We start from the raw sequence: 20,162 nt of genomic DNA, 5'->3' as shown, positions 1-20,162 counted from the left end.
GGCTACACCACCAGCGACATTCGGTAGTTCGGTAGCCCGGCTAAGCGTAGCGCAAGCCGGGGATTATTTACGCCGTCCCCACCACCACAACGCGGCAATGGCTAGCGCAAAGACCGCGCCAAACCCTATCCCCACGCCAACCGGCGGGATCCCAACGCTGACCGCCAGCGAGTACAGCCCCAGCATTAGCAGCATCGCCACGTTTTCGCCGAGGTTCTGTACCGCAATGGCGTTGCCTGCGCCAACGGTATGTTTCCCGCGTTCCTGCAGCAGCGCGTTCAGCGGCACAATAAAGAAGCCGCCGCACACACCGAGCAGTAGCAGCAGGCCAAATGCAGGCAATAGCGACTGCTGCACCGCGAAGGCAATCACCGCGACGCCAATCAATATCCCGGCGGGCATACAGCGCGAGACGGTTTCCAGCGTTACCAGCTTCGCCGCCGCGCCAGCGCCAACCACAATCCCGACGGCGACCATCGCATTGAGGTAGGTCGGCATCGCATTGCTGGTGATCCCAAGCGCCACGGGCACCCAAATCACCAGCAGGAAGCGCAGCGTCACCCCCGCGCCCCAAAACAAGCTGGTGCCCATCAACGAGAAACGCGTTTCGCTATTACGCCACAGCGTTTTACAGGCGCTGAAGAAGCTATGGGTCATCGGCCTGAAACGCCACGACTGCCCAGGACGAGCCGCCGGTAGTTTCGGGATCCACAGGTTAGCGACCACCGCGCCGCCATAAACCAGCGCACAAACGATAAGCGCCGCCAGCACGTGCCAGTCCGCAAGAATGCCGCCCGCCATTGATCCCAGCAGGATAGCCGCGATGGTCGACGACTCCATCAGTCCGTTAGCCTTCACTAACTTATCGCCGGTGGTCAGTTCGCCCAGAATACCGTATTTCGCCGGCGAATAGGCCGCCGCGCCAACACCCACCAGCGTATAGCCGATAAACGGATTGACGCCAAAGCAAATACACCCGGCGCCGAGCAGCTTCAGGCCGTTAGCGGCCATCATCACCCGGCCTTTGGCGAAGCTATCGGCAAACTGACCGACAAACGGCGCAAAGAGAATGTAAGCGCCCACAAACAACATCTGCAACACCGGCTGGCTCCACTCCGGATAGTAGAGCTGTTTCATCAGCGCCAGGGTGGCGAACAGCAGCGCGTTATCGCCGAAGGCCGACAGGAACTGGGCGCAGATCACCGCCATCATCCCTTTCGAGTACAGTGAAGCGTTAGTGTGCACTGACTCACTCATTTGAATGCTCCGCCTCTTCTACCATGCCTTTCAGGGTGACAAAGTCCGGCTTGCCGCTGCCCAGTACCGGCAGCTGTTTCAGCCAACGAATATCGCGCGGCACCGCCAGTTCCGGTACGCCATGTTCACGTGCGTAGCGCAACAGCTTTTCGCGATTGAGTTCATTATCGGTGGTAAACAGCACCAGCGCCTCGCCTTTGCTGGCGTCCTGCTTAATGGCCGTGGCGTGCATTTTGTCTGGCGAGACCGCCAAAGCGACCTGCTCGACCATCTCCAGCGAGACCATTTCGCCGGCGATTTTGGCGAAGCGTTTGGCGCGGCCCTGGATACGCACGTATCCCTGCTCGTCAAAGACGACGATATCGCCGGTGTCGTACCAGCCGCTCTCCACTTCACCGTACTGGTTTTCCGCCGTCGGCGCTTCCAGCACGCCGGGGTTTTCTACCCGCAAATAGCCTTTCATGATGTTAGGCCCTTTTAACTGCAGTCGGCCTCCCTGTTCGATGCCGGGCATCGCCAGCAATCGGGCATCCATCCCCGGAAGAATGCGTCCGACGGTGCCGACTTTCGCCGCCATCGGAACGTTGATGGAGACCACCGGCGCGCATTCGGTCACGCCGTAGCCTTCAAGGATGCGCAGGCCGAATTTGTCCTGCCACAGCTGTTTGGTACTGTCCTGCAGTTTTTCCGCCCCTGCCACCACATAGCGCAGACGATAAAAATCATACGGGTTGGCAAAGCGGGCATAGTTGGCGAGGAAGGTTGAGGTGCCGAACAACACGGTACAGTTACGATCGTAGACCAGCTCCGGCACCACCCGATAGTGCAGCGGGCTTGGATAGAGAAACACTTCCGCGCCGGTAAACAGCGGCGTCAGCAGGCCGACCGTCAGGCCGAAGGAGTGGAACAGCGGCAGTGCCGACATAAAGCGATCGTTGGCGGTAAAGTCGGCGATGGTTTTAATCTGTTCCACGTTAGCCAGCAGGCTTTTATGGCTATGCACCACCCCTTTTGGATTCCCCTCCGAGCCGGAGGTAAAGAGGATCATCGCCGCATCTTCCGGCTGCTGCTTGACCTGCGCCAGACGCGGCGCCAGCAGATGGCTAAATATCCACAGCTTGTCGGCGGTAGTGACATCGCCTTTCAGATCTTCCAGAAACACCCAGCGCACCTGAGTCAGTTGCTCCGGCAGGTGCCAGAGCTTGCCCTTATCGAGGAAGGTACGGGAAGTAAAAATGGTTTTGATTTCCGCGGCGGTAATCGCGCTAGTGAGCCCTTTGACGCCGGCGGTATAGTTCATCATTGCCGGGATACGCCCACGGGCAATCGCGCCGAAAATCACCGCCGCGCTGATACCGGCGTTAGGCAGCATCAGGCCGATTGTCTCGCCCTGCGCGCAGTATTTTTCCAGAATACGCGCCACGAACAGCGTTTTGGTCAACAGTTTACGGTAGGTATCCGGCTGGAAATTAATATCTTCCACGCAGTTTTTGCGTGCGCCAAAGCGGTCCTGCGCCGCCAGTAGCGACTCATACAACGTTTCACGCGGACGCACGGCCATACGCGCTTCCATCATAATCTGGTGCAGCATTTCGCCGGCGATTTTTCGCCGATCGCGGGCGCGCGGCGCTTCCGGCATCGGCAGATGCGTCGGCGGCAGTAAATGGAGCTGAATACGCGGGAACAGGCGGCGTTTTACCAGCCCCTTCAGGCGGCTGAACGGCGTAAGTTCGGCGCCTTCAATTCGCAGCGGCACAATAGTCGCTTTCGACTTCGCCGCCACAAACGCCGCGCCGTCATAGATTTTCATCAGCGAACCGCTCACCGAAATACGCCCTTCCGGGAAGATAACGACCGGACGCCCCTGCTCAATCAGGCGCACCAGATGCTTAATTGACATCGGTTTGGTGGGGTCCAGCGGCACAAAGTCGATAAGCGGCGTCAGCGCCCGCATAAACCAGCGCTGGCTAATCGAGGTATAGACCGCAAACACCGGCCGAACGGGCAGAAAGAGCGCCAGTAAAATACCGTCGAGAAATGAGACATGATTTGGCGTAATTAATACTTTTTCCTGATAAAGCGCCTGAGTGTCTCCGGTCAATCGTACCCGGTACAATCCTTTGAACAGTAATCGAAAAAATCCCAACAGCATAACGACTCCGCGTGGCTGATTTAGTATTCCGAGCAGGTTACATGAGAAGGCGGGGAAAAGCAGTGTGGGGGAAGAAAATTCAGAATAAAAAAAACCTGCGCATCCGCGCAGGTCGGTGCAAGATAATCAGTACGAAGTGCGTACTTAAGAAACTCACCAATCAATACCTCTGGGACCCTGATTGTCGCGTTTTTATCCACGACCGCGCCAGCGCGAAAACGCAAGGGAATGAGCCTAAGTGCAACCAGGTATTGCGATTTTCGCTGTCTGTAACAGGCTGAATGACAGGCAAAAAAAAACCTGCGCATCTGCGCAGGTTGGTGTAATTAAGTGGTCAACCTGAAGTTGACTCCACCTATCAATACCTCTGGGATAGCCAGAGTATCAATGCATCACTCAACGAAACCAGCGAACATTCGCAACAGCTAATCGCAAAGTGTAAGCAAAGATGAGAATTCTCTTTTCACCGTTGCATCCCACGCATTGTGCTGTGTAACTTTGTCACCGCTAATCTCTGTCTGCGTCACATTTGTATCAACCAGAATAGCTGTAGCCTTGAATCTGCTGCGCTTTCCCGTAACATAACTATTATGTAAACGCTTACCCTAAAAAAGGTCCGGTATGGCGACAATTAAGGATGTAGCCCGACTCGCTGGAGTGTCCGTCGCTACCGTCTCACGCGTTATCAACAACTCGCCAAAAGCGAGTGAAGCCTCTCGTCAGTCGGTAACGGCGGCGATGGAAACGCTGAACTACCACCCCAACGCCAACGCCCGCGCGCTGGCGCAGCAGTCGACGGAAACCATCGGCCTGGTGGTGGGCGACGTTTCCGATCCCTTCTTCGGCGCGATGGTCAAAGCCGTCGAACAGGTGGCCTACGGCACCGGTAATTTTCTGCTTATCGGCAACGGCTACCACAACGTGCAAAAGGAACGTCAGGCGATTGAACAACTCATTCGCCACCGCTGCGCGGCGCTGGTGGTACACGCTAAAATGATCCCCGACGACGAGCTGGCAGGGCTGATGAAACAGATCCCCGGCATGGTGTTGATCAACCGCATCGTTCCCGGTTTCGAGCAGCGCAGCGTGGCGCTTGACGACCGCTACGGCGCCTGGCTGGCGACCCGCCATCTGATTCAGCAGGGCCACAGCCGCATTGGCTATATTTGCTCCAACCACGCGATTTCCGATGCCGAAGACCGGCTGCAAGGTTATTACGATGCCCTGAAAGAGAGCGGCCTGCCCGTCAATGACCGGCTGGTCACCTTCGCCGAGCCTGACGAAAGCGGCGGCGAGCTGGCGATGACCGAGCTATTAGGCCGCGGCAGAAACTTTACCGCCGTCGCCTGTTACAACGATTCAATGGCCGCCGGCGCAATGGGGGTGCTCAACGACAATGGTATCGAGGTGCCGCAGGAAATTTCGCTGATTGGCTTCGATGACGTACTGATCTCGCGCTACGTGCGCCCCCGCCTGACCACCGTGCGTTATCCGATCGTCACCATGGCGACCCAGGCGGCGGAGCTGGCCCTGGCATTGGCGGAACAGCGCCCGGCGCCGGAAATCACCCACCTCTTCAGCCCGACGCTGGTGCGCCGTCACTCGGTGATAACGCCCGCGGAAGGCGATAAATCGTAGCGGTACAGGCTCACGGCGGTGGCCGGGTAATCCAGCCCCTCGCCGATATAGCGCCAGCCAAAGCGTTCGTAAAAGTCGCGGCAGGCGGAATAGAGATAAAGCTGTGAATAACCGCACTGGCGGGCATAGTCGATAACGTGCTGCTGCAGCTTACCGGCCAACCCCTGCCCGCGCGCCGTTTCGGCGACAAACAGCGCCGCCATCCAGGGGAATAGATCCTGACGGCTTATCAAATCGCAACGCCACAGGCCTACAGTCCCCAATAGCGCCTCGCCTTCGGTGGCGATAAAGGTCAGCGGCAGCGCCCCTGGCGTTTGGCTATGTTCAACAATACTGCTAAAAAACGCCTGCGGTAAGGCATCGTCGGCAAAAGCCTGCCATAGCCACTCCGCCACCAGCGGCGCATGCTGCGGCGCGGCGTACAACGGTTGAATCTGCATTTTTACCCCCTGTGAATCAATGAATTCTAGCGCGCCGCGCCCGCCCGCGCATCAAGGGTCGGAAAATGCCTTCAACAGGATTTCCGCAAAAAGCGTGATCGCGATAGTCTTTGCCGTCGTCAGGCTCATATCCCTCTGAATGACTGTGGTAAACTGCGCCCTATCACGGGTTATCAGGAATCGACGAATGGCAACAATGCTGGATGTCTCAATACGCGCAGGCGTCTCGAAAGCGACGGTTTCCCGCGTGTTGAACGGCACAGGTCAGGTAAAAGAGAGTACCCGCCAACAGGTCTTCAAAGCGATGGAAGAGTTGGGCTACCGGCCCAATTTTCTTGCCCGCTCGCTGGCGAATCGCACCAGCAATAGCATTGGCCTGGTGGTATCGACATTCGACGGTTTCTATTTTGGCCGCTTGCTGCAACAGGCGTCGCGTCAAACGGAAGCCTGGGGCAAGCAGCTTATCGTCACCGATGGCCACGATGCGCCCGAGCGGGAAGAAGAAGCGGTGCAAATGTTGGCCGACCGCCAGTGCGACGCCATCGTGCTCTACACCCGCCATATGAGCGAACAAAAAATCATGTCGCTTATCGAGTCCATCGAAACGCCGCTGGTGGTGATTAACCGCGATGTCAGCCAGGCGCGGGAACGCTGCGTGTTCTTCGAACAGCAAGAAGCGGCGTTTCAGGCCGTCGACTATCTGATCTCCCAGGGGCACCGCGATATCGCCTGCCTGACCGTGCCGATGCACACCCCAACGGGTAAAGCGCGCCTGGCGGGCTACCGCAGCGCGCTGGAAAAGCACGGAATTGCGTGGGAACCGGCGCGGGTAAAGTACGGCGATTCGACGATGACCCGCGGTTATGAGCTATGTCGGGAATTATTAGAAGAGAAAACGCCGTTTAGCGCGCTGTTCTCCTGTAACGATGATATGGCGTTGGGGGCCTCGAAAGCGCTGCATCAGGCGGGGTTACGCATTCCGCAGGACGTGTCGCTCTTCGGCTTTGACGACGCACCCAGCGCAAAATGGCTGGAGCCGGGATTATCGACGGTCTACCTGCCGATCGACAATATGATCACCACCGCCATCGACCAGGCGATTAAGCTTGCCAACGAACAGCCGATCGAAACCATCCCGCCGTTCACCGGCACGCTGGTGCTGCGTGAATCGGTGACGACGGGGCCGTTCTTTAAATAAGCTCCAGCGCCAGCAGTTCTTCAATGGTCTGGCGGCGGCGAATCAGGCGCGCGCTGCCGTTATCAAACAGCACTTCCGGCAGCAACGGGCGGCTGTTGTAGTTTGAAGACATCGATGCGCCGTAGGCGCCGGTGTCGTGCAGCACCAGGTAATCCCCCGGCGCGACCGCCGGCAGCAGGCGAGTTTCCACTTTACCGCCCTCCTGCTGGGTAAAGACGTCGCCGGATTCGCACAGCGGCCCAGCGACCACGGTTTCCAGCTGTGGTTCGCCGCTCAGGTCGCGCCCGTCCGCCGCCAGCGCGGTAATATGATGATAGCTGCCGTACATGGCCGGGCGCATCAGATCGTTAAAGCCGGCATCGATCAGCACGAAGTGGCGGCTACCCATCTCTTTCACGCTACGCACCTGCGATACCAGCACGCCGGACTCCGCCACCAGGAAACGCCCCGGTTCGATCTCCAGCTTTACCGGATGCCCCAGATGTTTGGCGATCTGCTCGCGCGCGGCATTCCACAGGCCAAAGTAGTGATCGGTATCGATCGCCTCTTCGCCTTCGTGATAGGGGATCGATAAACCGCCGCCGGCGGAGATCGCCTGTAGATCCTGGCCAAACTCCACCACCTGGCGCACCATCGCGCCGCATACTTGCTCAAGATGGCCGTAATCAACGCCGGAGCCAATATGCATATGGATGCCGACCAGCTGCAGCGAATGGCGGCGAATCACCTCCAGCGCTTGCGGCAGTTGGCTGTACCAGATACCGTGTTTGCTGTTTTCGCCGCCGGTGTTGGTTTTTTGGCTGTGGCCATGACCAAATCCTGGGTTGACGCGCAGCCAGACGCGGTGGCCCGGCGAGACTTCGCCCAGCTGGCTAAGCATATCCACGGATCCGGCATTTACCGGGATCTGTAACGCTTTCACTCGTTCAAGGGACGCGCGATCGATCAGATCGGCGGTAAAGACGATATCGTCCGGATGCTGCACGGGATCGTAGCCTGCCGCTAGCGCGCGTTCGATCTCGCCAAGCGACACCGAATCCACCTTCACGCCCTGCTCGCGCATCAGACGCAGAATATGAATATTGGAGCAGGCCTTCTGCGCAAAACGCACCACGTCAAACTGGCTAAGTTGGGCAATCTGGCGGCGGATAATCTGCGCGTCATAGACCCATACCGGGCAGCCGAACTCAGCGGGCAGGCGCAGTAGATTGTCGGCGGTCAGATCGGTATCGGTGGCGTTCAGCGAGCGTGGCATAAGGACTCCGGTGCGTGCGTGTGTTTGTCGATGTTTTTTTCGATTACGCCACAGCGTGAAGAGAATAAAAAATATCGTTTTGTCGCGAGTCTATGCAAAAATGATATGGCTATCTGATGCTAACCGGGAGCCGCCCATGCCAGCCGTCAACTTACGCCATATCGAGATTTTCCACGCGGTGATGACCACCGGCAACCTGACCGAAGCGGCGCGGATGCTGCACACCTCGCAGCCGACGGTCAGCCGTGAACTGGCGCGTTTTGAGAAAGTACTCGGCTTAAAGCTGTTTGAGCGTGCCCGCGGCCGTCTGCAGCCGACGGTGCAAGGGCTGCGACTGTTTGAAGAAGTACAGCGTTCATGGTACGGGCTGGATCGCATCGTTAGCGCCGCGGAAAGCCTGCGCGAATTCCGCCAGGGGGAGCTGTCGGTAGCCTGTCTGCCGGTCTTTTCGCAGTCATTTCTGCCGCTGCTGCTGCAGCCGTTCCTCGCGCGCTATCCGGACGTCAGCCTGCAGATCGTGCCACAGGAGTCGCCGCTGCTGGAGGAGTGGCTATCCGCCCAGCGCCATGATTTGGGGTTAACGGAAACGCTGCATACGCCGGCCGGCACCGAGCGCACGCCGCTGCTGACCTTAAATGAGGTCTGCGTCCTGCCGCTGGATCACCCGCTGGCCGCAAAAACCGAACTCACCCCCGCCGACTTCCACGGCGAAAACTATATCAGCCTGTCGCGCACCGACAGCTACCGCCAGCTGCTTGACGCGCTGTTTATGGAGCACCAGGTGAAACGACGGATGGTGGTTGAAACCCACAGCGCGGCGTCGATCTGCGCGCTGGTGCGCGCCGGAGCGGGCATTTCGGTGGTCAACCCGCTCACCGCCCTCGACTACGCTGAGAGCGGCGTGGTGGTGCGGCGCTTCAGCGTCGATGTGCCCTTTACCGTCAGCCTAATCCGCCCGCTACATCGCCCCGGTTCCGCGCTGGTCGACGCCTTTGTCCAGCATCTGCAAACCAGCCTGCCGCGTATCGAACAGCCGCTGGCGGCGGTACTTAAGAGAGCATAAATTCCACCGCGTCGGCGGCATGGATCGCCGCGGTATCAAATACCGGCAGCGGGCTACTCGTTTCCGGTACCAACAGGCCGATTTCGGTGCAGCCGAAGATAACGCCTTCCGCCCCCTGCGCCGCCAGCGCCGCGATGACCTGCAGATAATAGTCGCGCGAGGCGTCGCTAAAGGTGCCGAGGCACAGCTCATCAAAAATAATTTGATTGATGCGCGCCCGATCGTCGGCCTGCGGGATCAGCGTCTCAATGGCAAACTGCTGCTGCAGACGGCCGCGATAAAAATCCTGCTCCATGGTGTAGCGGGTGCCCAATAACGCGACCCGACGCTGGCCTTTAGCGCTGATCGCCCGCCCGGTGGCGTCGGCGATATGCAGGAACGGCACTTCGCAGCGGGCTTCAATCGCCTCAGCCACTTTATGCATGGTGTTGGTGCACAGCACGATGCCCTCGGCGCCGGCCTGCTGTAGCCCCAGCGCCGCCGCGGCGAGGATCTCGCCGGCGCGCTCCCACTCACCTGCCGACTGGCAGGCCTCAATCTCATGAAAATCAACGCTATGTAGCAACAGGCTGGCGGAATGCAGGCCGCCGAGCCGCGCTTTAATGCCTTCATTAATTAACCGGTAATAGGGAATGGTGGATTCCCAGCTCATGCCGCCCAGCAGGCCGATGGTTTTCATTATCTGCTCCTTTATGGTTTGCTCCAGTGAAGCAAACCTGCCGATAACTTTCCACTGTTGCTGTTGGGCGGCGACCACATCAGAAGAAATATTTAAAGCGCACGCGCGCGCCGTAGCGTTCGTCGTCGTTCCCGCTCTGCTGGGCCGACGAATCCAGCCATGAGGCATAGGCGCCGAGATAAATATTAAAGTTCGGCATATCCATGATATTCGGCAGTTGCCAGGAGGCATGGATCGTGTGGATGTCATAGCGGCCCGGCGTCAGAATCGCGCAGTCGCCATCGCACTCGCCGCTGACGCCCGCCATATTAAACTGGTCGATTTTGTTGTGCGCGTAGATATATCCCAGCTCGACGCGATGCCACAGCGCGTTGATACCGGCGCTGAAATCCTCTTCATCCGCCGCATCCAGATAAGCGGTGCTGAGGTTCACCACCATGCCATCCTCGGCATCGGTTTTCAGCGTATTCCAGCTCATGGTCAGTCCGTAGCCGGTACGGTTGGACTGATCGACCCAGCGTTCATGCTGGTTTTGATAGCCATAGGCATTGTTCACCAGGTTGCTCTCAACCGCCGCCGCCACTGACCACGGGCCGGATTGCCAGGCCGCCACCGGCCGCACGTAGACCACGTTTTTATGATTTTCGAGCGCGTTGCCGTGATAGTTTTGATCGACGAATAACGAGCTGCCGTCTTCCACCAGCGTGTTGAGCTCAAAGTACCAGTTATCGAGATATTTGCTCAGCAGGAAATTACCGCCGCTGCTGCTACGCCCGCGCCCCTCTTTCATCATGTAGATATAACCGTAACCGTCGCTATAGAGATCGTTGGCGGTATTACCAGAATATTCAATAAACGTATCCTGATTTAGCGGGAACATATCGTAGGCTTCAAAGCGCCCCACTTTTATTTTCCAGTCATTTTCCTGACCAAAGAAAAATACGGCATCATCAAGATTCATTTTCCCGGTCATATCCGCCAGCGGCTGTACGCTAAAGCCGGAATATTTACCATTCGCGCCTTTACGTAAGCCATCAAATCCTAACAAAATACGCCCATTAATATCCCAGCGCTCTTTATCCCCCGGCGCCCAGTTCTTATTCGCGCTGGTTTTTACCGAGGTCAGGCTGCCGGTTCGGCTGGCGCCATCCATATTAAATTCAACATCACCGTAAAATTTTAAATCGACATCTTTATTCACCGCCAGCGCCGGCGCGGCAACCGTCGCGGGCGCTGGCGCGCTGCTTTTAGCCGTCGTGCGCTCCTGCTGCTTCAATTCGCGGATTTCCGCCTCGGCGTTTCGCGCCCGCTGCTCGGTGGCTTTTAAGCGCTGCTCCATCTGCGCCAGGCGCTCCTCAAGCGAAAGCGTTGGCTGCGCGCCGGCGGCGGGAATAAATAAAGACGAGATAAGACATCCAACCCAGATTTTATTCATCGTTAGACCCTGCTTATTATATATTAAAGGTATTGTTTTATTTTTTCGGTAAACATTGAAAACCCGCCGGCGATTGCTAACGGGTTATTCGGGTTAATTACTATTTAATTAGAGCTCCCATGCTCCGCCATCAATTAATGCCGCGCTACCGCTCCAGGAAAATAAAACTAATTCTCTGTGCTGCGCGTCAGGATAAATACGGCTGCTGAGGCAGGCTTCGCCGTCATTGACGAAAACCTCAACGGATGAGCTATCGAAAAATAACCGCAGCTTCAGCGCCGAACCGGTGGGTAACGGAACGCTGCGGGTGCCGCACAAACCATATTGCGGATAGCGGCGCTCCAGTACCAGTCGCTGCATCTGATTGTCGACATATACCTTCAGCCCTTCGCCAAAGCTCAAACCGTACTGCTCGGCGCAGCTATTGGCCGTATCCCAATGCAGGTTGACCTCCATGGTTTCGCAGTGCTCTACCATCGTCAGTTGCTGATTCTTCAACGAACTGACAGGCCACGGGAACCAGTCGCGGCGCAGGCCTTCCACCTCTTTTGCCGGACGCATCAGTAACCGATTATTCGCGCCGAGGCTTAACTCGCGCGGCAGCGAGAGCATACCGGCCCAACCGTCCTGCTGCTCCGGCAGCGGCGACTCCCACATGTCCAGCCAGCCGATAACAATCCGTCGGCCATCAGGGGTGAGGAAGCTTTGCGGCGCATAGAAATCGTGGCCGCTGTCGAGTTCGACAAACGCCTCTTCGCGGACGAAAGGTTGCCCCGGCAGCCAGTCCCCCAGCAGATAGCCGCTCTGGAATAAATTGCGCCGGGCAAAACCGTCCGCGGCCATCCCCTGCGGCGAGAACATCAGCACCCGCTTGCCATCGAGTTCAAAGAAATCCGGGCACTCCCACATGTAGCCCATCCCCGCTTCGGCCTGGGCAAGAATACCGGCATCCTGCCAGTGGCGCAGGTCGTCAGAACGGTACAACCGCACCTGACCGACGTCGTCTACCCGCGCGCCGACCACCATGTACCAGCTTTCACCTTCACGCCATACTTTCGGGTCGCGAAAATGGTGCATCCCCGGCGGGGTATCAATGACCATCCCCTGGCGCTCAAAATGGATGCCGTCGCGGCTGGTCGCCAGACACTGCACCTGGTACAGATTATTTTCATCAGCGGGATCGCCATGAAATTTATGGCCGGTGTAGATAAGCGCCAGCGTATCGCCATCAACCACCGCCGAGCCGGAGAAACAGCCGTCTTTATCTTCCGGCCCTTCCGGCGCCAGCGCCACCGGCAGGTGTTCCCAATGCACAAGGTCCTTGCTGCGCGCGTGGCCCCAGTGCATCGGCCCCCACTGGTTTGAATACGGGTGGTGCTGATAAAACGCGTGGTACCAGCCGTCGAACCATACCAGCCCGTTGGGGTCGTTGATCCAGCCGGCACGGGCAGCCAGGTGATAACGCGGATACCAGCGCGGGTTGAGATCCACGCTTTTCGCCTGCAGTTCCCGCTCCGCGTTACTAATGGAATACATCATATTCATTTCTCTTTTCAGTCAGATAGTGGATGGCTGCGACATGAGCGAATCCGAAGAGGCCTTATTGGATCGCAGCAGGAAGATGGAGATGAAGGTGGTGCAGAACACCAGCAGTCCCATGATCAGATAGGAGTCGGCGAAGCCGTATTTTTCATAGCTATAGCCCGCCAGCGGCGACAGGACGGTGGCGATAACCGAACTGGTGCAGGCGAAACCCACCAGATACAGGGTGGATGAAAGGCGTTTATCAAAGTTCAGGCTGTTGTATTTGAAGATAGAAACCAGCAGCACCGGCAATTCCACGGCGTGCAGCAGTTTCGTAATCGAGATCAGAACCGGACCTTCCACCAGCCCGGAGGCCACCATGCGCATCGCCATCACCATGCCGGCGAAGATCAGGCCGTTTTTCGCGCCGATGCGGTTGACCAGCCACGGGGCGCAGAACATCCCCGCCGCTTCGAGGAACACCTGGAAGGAGTTGAGATAGCCATACATGGCGTTCCCTTCATGCAGCGTGGCGAACTGCGAAGAGAAGTAGACCGGGAACTGCTGGTCGTAAACGCCGTAAATACAGGTGCCGACGACGAAAAATACCAGCGCCCAGAAACGCGGCAGCGTCAGCAGGCGCAGCGCGTCTTCCAGGGTGACTTTACCGCCACTGACCGCCTCCTGCATGGCATGCGGCGCTGAAGAGACCTTAAGCCGCGCCAGCAGCATGAAGAAAACCAGACCGGAACAGCTGGCGACGGCGAAGTTCAGCTGTGGGTTTATGTTAAACAGCAGCCCGGCGAAAAAGGTCGCCACCGCCCAGCCCAGCGATCCCCACATCCGCGCTTTGCCGAATTCAAACTGGCTTTGCCGCGCCACGCGCTCGGTATAGGACTCCAGCACGCCAATGCCGCCGTTAAAGGTCAGGCCGATGTAGATGCCGCCAAAAATACTGCCGAGTAGCACGTTGATTTTGAGCAGATAGCCAAACAGCAGATAGGCCGGCCCGGAAAGGATCAGTAAGACCGTGATATACCAGAGTAAATTTTTGCGCAGCCCCAGTTTATCCTGGATAAAACCGTAGCAAATCTGGGCGAATAGCGCCGAGACCGACAGCACCGCGTAGATAATGCCGGTATCCCCGGCTTTCAGCCCCACTTCCTGATGTAGCCAGATGGAAAGCAGCGAGCCGGAAGAAGACCAGGTAACAAAAAAGAAAAACAGTAAGGCACTGAGTAAGGGGTAGCTGTGAGAGTGATGCGTCTTCATCATGACATTCTCGTGTTGGAGTAATGCGCGAATGGTAACGTTAACAAAAAACAACTCTCATCTGGTTTTGTGACGATTCATGATGTTAATCACAAAAGTTAACGTTAACATAATGGAGATGCGATCGCGATCAACTATTCATCGCCATGCTTCACCATCGGGCTGGGATAGACTATCGTATGATCCTTTTACATCAGCGACTTAGTTGTATACCGGAGTAATCACCATGGCATCTCTGAAAGATGTAGCGAAGCTAGCCAATGTCTCACTGATGACGGTATCCCGCGCGCTGAACAGCCCGGAGCGCCTGAAGGCGGATACGCTCGCCCGCGTACAGGCGGCGATTGAACAGACCAATTACGTGCCCGATCTGTCGGCAAAGAAAATTCGCGGCGCCCGGGCAACCCCAAGCACCATCGGCGTGCTGGCGCTGGACACGGTGACCACCCCATTCTCGGTAGAGATAACGCTCTCTATCGAAGAGACGGCGCGGGCCCACGGCTGGAACAGCTTTGTGGTCAACATGTTCTCGGACGACAACCCTGATGCCATACTCGACCTGCTGCTTTCCCATCGCCCGGACGGCATTATCTACACCACCATGGGGCTGCGCCAGGTCCCGCTGCCGAGCAAATTGTTGACGCTGCCCTGCGTGCTGGCCAACTGCGAAAGCCTGAACGAGAACGTCGCCAGCTATATTCCGGATGATGAGCAGGGCCAGTACGACGCGGTGAAAGCGCTACTGGCCGCCGGCTATCGCCGCCCGCTCTGTTTGCATCTTCCGGCCAGGCATCTGGCGACGATACGCCGCCGACAGGGGCTGGAACGCGCCTGCCGTGAGGCGCAGGTTGATCCGGATACGCTCGATCACGGCTATATGACCTACGGTGACGAACACTATCGCGATATTCCCGGCCAGCTGCTGGCCCATATTGAGCAAGGTAAACCGCGGTTTGATTCCGTGGTGTGCGGCAACGATCGCATCGCTTTTATGGTCTACCAGACGCTGCTGGCGCAGGGCCTGCGAATTCCTGAAGATGTGGCGGTGGTGGGTTATGACAACATGGTGGGGATTGGCGATCTGTTCCTGCCGCCGCTGTCGACGGTGCAGTTACCGCATTATGAAATTGGCCGCCTGAGCGCCCTGCATATCATTAACGGCGACAGCCATCGGGATACCGTTAAGGTTCCCAGCCCGTGGCTGCCGCGCGAATCAATGTGATCAGTTGCCGATGTTACGCAGCTTTTCGCCGGACATCAGCTTGCGTTCGATATGCTCCAGCGTCACGTTTTTAGTTTCCGGGATCAGCCAGAAGGTCACGCCGATAAAGGCCACGTTCAGCGCGGTATAGAGCCAGAACGTGCCTGCCGCGCCAATCGCGTCCAGCAGCGTCAGGAAGGTCGCGCCAATAATCATGTTCGATACCCAGTTGGTGGTGGTCGAACAGGTGATACCGAAGTCGCGGCATTTCAGCGGCTGGATCTCAGAGCAGAGGATCCACACTACCGGCGCGGCGCTCATCGCGTATCCGGCAATACACATCATGGTCATCCCCACCGACAGCCAGGAGAGGCCGCTACCGGCGGTACCGTTATCAAACTGCATCAGACAATAGCCCAGCACCAGGGTGCCCAACGCCATCACGCTAAAGCCGATTTTCAACGCCGGTTTACGTCCGGCCTTATCGACGGTAAACACCGCGATAAAGGTCGCGAACATAAAGGTCAGGCCGACCACCAGAGTGGCGATCATCTGCTGCTCGGTGGTGGTAAAACCGGCCATTTTGAAGATCCGCGGCGCGTAATACATGATGATATTCATGCCGGTAAACTGCTGCATCGCCTGCAATAACATGCCGAGGAACACCGCCCGACGCACGTTGCGGTTCACTTTGAACAGCGCCCAACCGCCCTGCTTCAACTTCAGGCTTTCGCGGATTTCATTCAGCTCATCGCGCGCCTTTTCCGAGGTATCGCGCAGCATGCGCAGCACTTCTTCGGCCTCGATATGGCGGCCTTTTTCCGCCAGCCAGCGCGGGCTGTTAGGCAGGAACACCACCAGGATAATCAGCAATACCGCCGGCAGCGCCAGCACGCCAAGCATCGCTCGCCAGTTGCCGCTGTAGCTGAAAGCGGTATCGGATAAGAACGCCAGCACGATGCCAAGCGTGACCATCAACTGATACATGCTGATCATCTTGCCACGAACGTTTTCACTCGCCATTTCAGAAAGATAGAGCGGCGCGGTATAGGAGGCGATACCGACGGCGACGCCAAGGACAATGCGCGCCGCCAGCAGCATCTCGACGCTGGTGGCGAATGCCGAGCCGATAGAGCCCGCAACAAATAGCACTGCGCCGACCATCAGGCTGTATTTACGGCCAAGACGGAATGAGAGCCAGCCGTTGAACAGCGCGCCAATCGCCGCGCCCAGCATCATACTGCTGACTACCCACTCCTGCAGACGGCTGGATAACACGAAATGATCGGTAATGAAGGGGAGCGCCCCGGCAATCACGCCAATATCAAGGCCGAATAACAAACCCGCCACCGCGGCGGCAATGGAGACAAACTGGTTCATGCGCCGGGTGTTGCGCTGCGCATTGGGGAGTAAACCCGGATCGGTGGTCAATGAAGTCATTTTTTTCCTGCCTCAACAGAGTATGCGTGCAGTGAAAGTACGGGATCGCAGGGCTAAGGTGTCAGGCGGGAGATGGCGAAGATATGGATAAAACGGCTGGTAGCATTGTTTTTGTGATGGACATTAAACTTTATCTTATGCAAAAAATGCTGTCCGATCGTCAAAACAACCCTGATGTATGGCGAGTATTTTATTTTCCATTACTAACGAGTATGGATTATTTAAACCTCATGATATGGACGATTATTGTTCAGAAAACAACCCGCCGGTTGGCGGGTTGTTCGACTTATGTCTGTTAGCGCGCCAGCCAACCGCCATCTACCGCCACGGTGTAACCGTTAATGTAATCGGATGCGCGGGAGGCGAGAAACACCACCGGCCCCATTAAATCGCTCGGCAAGCCCCAGCGGCCGGCCGGGATACGGTCGAGAATTTCCGCGCTGCGCTGTTCATCGGCGCGCAGCTGCTGGGTATTGTTGGTTGCCATGTAGCCGGGGGCAATGGCGTTAACATTGATATTATGCTTCGCCCATTCGTTGGCCAGCAGGCGCGTCACGCCCATAACGCCGCTTTTCGAGGCGGTATAGGACGGCACGCGGATCCCGCCCTGGAACGACAGCATGGAGGCGATATTGATGATCTTGCCGCCGTTACCCTGGGCGATGAAGTGCTTCGCCGCGGCCTGGGACATGAAAAAGACGCTTTTGATGTTCAGATTCATGACGTCATCCCAGTCTTTCTCGCTGAATTCGATAGCATCCTGACGGCGGATAAGCCCCGCGTTATTGACCAGAATATCGATGTGGCCAAATTCCGCCACCGCACGCTCAAGCAACTGCGGAATACCATCAATCTGTCGCAGGTCGGCGGTGAGGCTCAAAAAACGACGCCCCAGCGCGCTAACGCGCTCAATGGTTTCCGTCGGTTCAACGATGTTAATACCGACGATATCGCAGCCCGCTTCCGCCAGCCCAACCGCCATGCCCTGGCCTAAACCGGTGTCGCAGCCAGTCACTACCGCGACTTTCCCCTGAAGAGAGAATGCATCAAGAATCATATCTGGTTCCTTTCTTTCACGGCCTGCTCACCACAGGCAAGGTTCTGAGGCTAAGAAGAACTCCTGGGGCGTCCCCATCATAAAAATAAAACAGAGTTCCGTTTTGCTAATGGTCACATAGTAGACCGCTGAAAAATCATTTTCAACGACAATTAAAACAACGTTTCATTTTTTGTGATTAAAAATGATAAAAACGCAAAACGGATCACATAGCCAGAAGCTGGTGACCTATACAAAAGCTATAAATACAGTGAGTTAGGTTATCTTTAAAAAATAACCGCGAAGAAAGAAAATCAGGTAAAAAAATGAAGAATGGAAGATCGACGGGGATGATGGGCCTCGCGCCGGGGACGGCGCGAAACCCTATTATGCGCGCTCCACCGCCAGCGCAACGCCCTGCCCGCCGCCGATACACAGCGTCGCGAGCCCTTTACGCGCATCGCGCTTAATCATTTCATGTACCAGCGACACCAGAATCCGGCAGCCGGACGCGCCAATTGGATGGCCAAGGGCGATAGCCCCGCCGTTAACGTTAACCCGGCGTTCATCCCATTCCAGCACTCTGCCAACGGAAATCGCCTGGGCGGCAAAAGCTTCATTGGCTTCGATTAAGTCAACCTCATCCAGCCGCCAGCCCGCGCGCTCAAGGCAGCGCCGGGTAGCATGTACCGGCGCGATACCCATTAGCGCCGGATCGACGCCGACGCTGGCGAAGGCGCGAATGCGCGCCAGAATCGGCAGCCCCAGCTCCTGGGCCTTTGACTCGCTCATCATCATCACCGCCGCCGCGCCATCGTTAATACTCGATGCATTACCCGCTGTCACCGACCCTAACTGGTCGAAGGTGGGCATCAGGCTGGCTAATCCCTCAGCGCTGGCGTCCATCCGCGGCTGCTCGTCGGTATCCACCAGCCGTTTACTGCCGTTATGCTCGGTGGCGACCGGCACGATCTCATCGCGGAACCGCCCGGAGTCTATCGCCCGCCGCGCTTTTTGCTGCGAGCTAAGCGCCCAGGCGTCCTGTAGTTCACGGCTGATCCCATACTCCCGCGCCAGATTTTCCGCCGTTACGCCCATATGGTAATCATTGAAAGCGTCCCACAGACCATCATGCACCAGGCTGTCGATAAGCTGGCTATTGCCCAGCTGCGCGCCGGTTCGGCTGTCGGTAAGCACATGCGGCGCACGGCTCATGTTTTCCTGGCCGCCGGCGATCACTACATCCGCTTCGCCGCACTGGATGGCCTGGGTCGCCAGGTGCAGCGCTTTCAGCCCGGAACCGCAAACGTCGTTGATGGTGATCGCCGAGACGGTATTCGGCAGCCCGCCGCGGATCGCCGACTGGCGCGCCGGATTCTGCCCGGTACCCGCGGTCAGCACCTGACCGAGGATCACTTCATCAATGCACTGCGGATCGATTCCGCTCCGCTCGACTAACGCCTTCACCACCACGCTGCCCAATTCCACCGCCGAGTGACGCGCCAGCGTTCCCTGAAAACAGCCGATGGGCGTACGCAACGCGCCGACGATCACGACATCTTTCATCCTTTACCTTCTGCGCAAAGAACCATCAATAGATGCCGTTATAGTAGAGAATTGTTATCAAAAAATTTCGCAATTGTTTAAAAAAAGTGAGGCGGTTCACAAAGTTCGCCGTCACGACTCGCGGCCTTGCCCTTCAAGATGTTGGCGCAGCCAGCTGCCCGCTTCCCCCAGCGGCGTACGCTTGTTCCATAACAGATCCACCGAGATCGACCGCGGCCAGCCGGCGATATTCAACGCTTTAAGCTTGCCGCTACCGGCGAACTCTTCCACCAGCGCGCAGGGCAAAATACACCAGCCAAAGCCCTGCACCGCCATACTCAGCAGCAGCAAATAGTTGGGCGCCGACCATACCTGGCCGCGCGAGGGATCCGGCGCGCTCTCAAGATAAGTGCTAAGCCGCAGTTCACGCCAGCCGTGCAGATCATCCCAGAAAACCCGCCCCTGACCGGCCAGCGGATGCCCCGGCGCAACATAAATCCCCATCGCCGTTTGCAACGGTAAGCGCATGCTGCCGATCTCCATCGGATAACTGTCCCTGGCTTCGATAAGCCCCACCTGCGCACGCTCCTTTTGCAGCAGATCCACCACATCTTCATCTTCGCCAATCAGGCATTCAAACTCGGTATGCGGAAAACGCCGATCGAACTGTTCCAGCAAATCCTCCAGTACATCCGGGTGCAGGGTATCCGACAAGACGAAGGTCAACCGCGGTTCGGTATTACCCGATAACGAACTGGCGAGCTCATCCAGCCGAGAACTGGCGGCCAGTATTGCTTTCACATAACCCAGCACCTGCTCGCCCTGCGCGGTTAGCGTCGGCTGGCGAGTGGAACGATCGAACAGAGTTAACCCCAGGTCGGTTTCAAGATTCGAAATCGCGGTACTGACGGTGGATTGACTTTTACGCATCCGCCGGGCGGCGGCGGAGAACGAACCGCTGGCGGCGGCTTCTACAAAGGCGGTGAGAGCTTCGGGAGAATAGTGCATAACCTATCTACTTTATCGA

Annotated in this window: 16 protein-coding genes; 4 read left to right on the top strand and 12 right to left on the bottom strand. The window is 57.3% G+C overall.

Features of this window, described 5'->3' with window-relative positions:
- Nucleotides 1-63: 63 nt before the first annotated feature.
- Together lplT and aas are read right to left on the bottom strand one after the other, a co-directional pair.
- Nucleotides 64-1,257, bottom strand: a complete 1,194-nt coding sequence (gene lplT / locus ABLV78_RS04790; protein WP_045359511.1) for a lysophospholipid transporter LplT — start codon at nucleotides 1,255-1,257, stop codon at nucleotides 64-66.
- The gene (aas, locus tag ABLV78_RS04785; RefSeq protein ID WP_047044196.1) at nucleotides 1,250-3,409 is read right to left on the bottom strand and encodes a bifunctional acyl-ACP--phospholipid O-acyltransferase/long-chain-fatty-acid--ACP ligase; all 2,160 of its coding nucleotides are present in this window, start codon (nucleotides 3,407-3,409) and stop codon (nucleotides 1,250-1,252) included. Before aas ends, lplT begins: the two co-directional genes overlap by 8 nt.
- Nucleotides 3,410-4,030: 621 nt before the next feature.
- Here aas and galR point away from each other — a divergent pair.
- Nucleotides 4,031-5,047: an HTH-type transcriptional regulator GalR gene (gene galR, locus ABLV78_RS04780; RefSeq protein WP_045396693.1), complete on the top strand. Its 1,017-nt coding sequence runs from the start codon at nucleotides 4,031-4,033 to the stop codon at nucleotides 5,045-5,047.
- Here the strand turns inward: galR and ABLV78_RS04775 are convergent.
- Nucleotides 5,008-5,487 (bottom strand): GNAT family N-acetyltransferase, encoded by a 480-nt coding sequence (locus ABLV78_RS04775; RefSeq protein WP_047044194.1) that lies wholly within the window; start codon nucleotides 5,485-5,487, stop codon nucleotides 5,008-5,010. The genes galR and ABLV78_RS04775 overlap by 40 nt on opposite strands.
- A 196-nt stretch (nucleotides 5,488-5,683) precedes the next feature.
- On the opposite strand from ABLV78_RS04775, the gene ABLV78_RS04770 reads away from it, so the two are divergent.
- Complete coding sequence (locus tag ABLV78_RS04770) at nucleotides 5,684-6,685, top strand: LacI family DNA-binding transcriptional regulator (protein WP_161801907.1); 1,002 nt, start codon at nucleotides 5,684-5,686, stop codon at nucleotides 6,683-6,685.
- Here ABLV78_RS04770 and lysA read toward each other — a convergent pair.
- On the bottom strand, nucleotides 6,678-7,940 hold the full coding sequence (gene lysA, locus ABLV78_RS04765) for a diaminopimelate decarboxylase (protein ID WP_047044190.1): 1,263 nt from the start codon (nucleotides 7,938-7,940) through the stop codon (nucleotides 6,678-6,680). The genes ABLV78_RS04770 and lysA overlap by 8 nt on opposite strands.
- A 136-nt stretch (nucleotides 7,941-8,076) precedes the next feature.
- On the opposite strand from lysA, the gene ABLV78_RS04760 reads away from it, so the two are divergent.
- A complete protein-coding gene (locus ABLV78_RS04760) occupies nucleotides 8,077-9,003 on the top strand; it encodes a LysR family transcriptional regulator (RefSeq protein WP_045396671.1) in 927 nt (308 codons plus the stop codon).
- On the opposite strand, the gene ABLV78_RS04755 is transcribed toward ABLV78_RS04760, so the two are convergent.
- The 4 genes from ABLV78_RS04755 to ABLV78_RS04740 form a co-directional block, all read right to left on the bottom strand.
- A complete protein-coding gene (locus tag ABLV78_RS04755; RefSeq protein WP_047044188.1) occupies nucleotides 8,990-9,682 on the bottom strand; it encodes an aspartate/glutamate racemase in 693 nt (230 codons plus the stop codon). The genes ABLV78_RS04760 and ABLV78_RS04755 overlap by 14 nt on opposite strands.
- A gap of 79 nt (nucleotides 9,683-9,761) precedes the next feature.
- The gene (locus ABLV78_RS04750; protein WP_047044186.1) at nucleotides 9,762-11,117 is read right to left on the bottom strand and encodes a carbohydrate porin; all 1,356 of its coding nucleotides are present in this window, start codon (nucleotides 11,115-11,117) and stop codon (nucleotides 9,762-9,764) included.
- 108 nt (nucleotides 11,118-11,225) lie between these two features.
- The gene (locus tag ABLV78_RS04745) at nucleotides 11,226-12,656 is read right to left on the bottom strand and encodes a glycoside hydrolase family 32 protein (protein WP_047044319.1); all 1,431 of its coding nucleotides are present in this window, start codon (nucleotides 12,654-12,656) and stop codon (nucleotides 11,226-11,228) included.
- A gap of 18 nt (nucleotides 12,657-12,674) precedes the next feature.
- On the bottom strand, nucleotides 12,675-13,916 hold the full coding sequence (locus ABLV78_RS04740) for an MFS transporter (RefSeq protein WP_045373827.1): 1,242 nt from the start codon (nucleotides 13,914-13,916) through the stop codon (nucleotides 12,675-12,677).
- Between the two features lie 223 nt (nucleotides 13,917-14,139).
- Between ABLV78_RS04740 and ABLV78_RS04735 the strand changes: the two genes are divergently transcribed.
- The gene (locus tag ABLV78_RS04735; protein ID WP_047044184.1) at nucleotides 14,140-15,135 is read left to right on the top strand and encodes a LacI family DNA-binding transcriptional regulator; all 996 of its coding nucleotides are present in this window, start codon (nucleotides 14,140-14,142) and stop codon (nucleotides 15,133-15,135) included.
- Here ABLV78_RS04735 and araE read toward each other — a convergent pair whose 3' ends face one another.
- The 4 genes from araE to ABLV78_RS04715 form a co-directional block, all read right to left on the bottom strand.
- Nucleotides 15,136-16,554, bottom strand: coding sequence for an arabinose-proton symporter AraE (araE, locus tag ABLV78_RS04730; RefSeq protein WP_015369908.1), 1,419 nt, complete (start codon nucleotides 16,552-16,554; stop codon nucleotides 15,136-15,138).
- A 295-nt stretch (nucleotides 16,555-16,849) separates the two neighbouring features.
- On the bottom strand, nucleotides 16,850-17,611 hold the full coding sequence (gene kduD / locus ABLV78_RS04725; RefSeq protein WP_047044182.1) for a 2-dehydro-3-deoxy-D-gluconate 5-dehydrogenase KduD: 762 nt from the start codon (nucleotides 17,609-17,611) through the stop codon (nucleotides 16,850-16,852).
- Between the two features lie 366 nt (nucleotides 17,612-17,977).
- Nucleotides 17,978-19,156, bottom strand: a complete 1,179-nt coding sequence (locus ABLV78_RS04720; RefSeq protein ID WP_045396653.1) for an acetyl-CoA C-acetyltransferase — start codon at nucleotides 19,154-19,156, stop codon at nucleotides 17,978-17,980.
- A 111-nt stretch (nucleotides 19,157-19,267) separates the two neighbouring features.
- Complete coding sequence (locus ABLV78_RS04715; protein ID WP_045396649.1) at nucleotides 19,268-20,143, bottom strand: LysR family transcriptional regulator; 876 nt, start codon at nucleotides 20,141-20,143, stop codon at nucleotides 19,268-19,270.
- Between the last annotated feature and the right edge of the window lie 19 nt (nucleotides 20,144-20,162).

Source organism: Klebsiella sp. CN_Kp075 (genome assembly GCF_040065055.2).
GTDB lineage: Bacteria > Pseudomonadota > Gammaproteobacteria > Enterobacterales > Enterobacteriaceae > Klebsiella > Klebsiella aerogenes.
The sequence above is the reverse complement of the archived record's forward strand: the minus strand, read 5'-3'. Positions and strand labels throughout refer to the sequence as shown.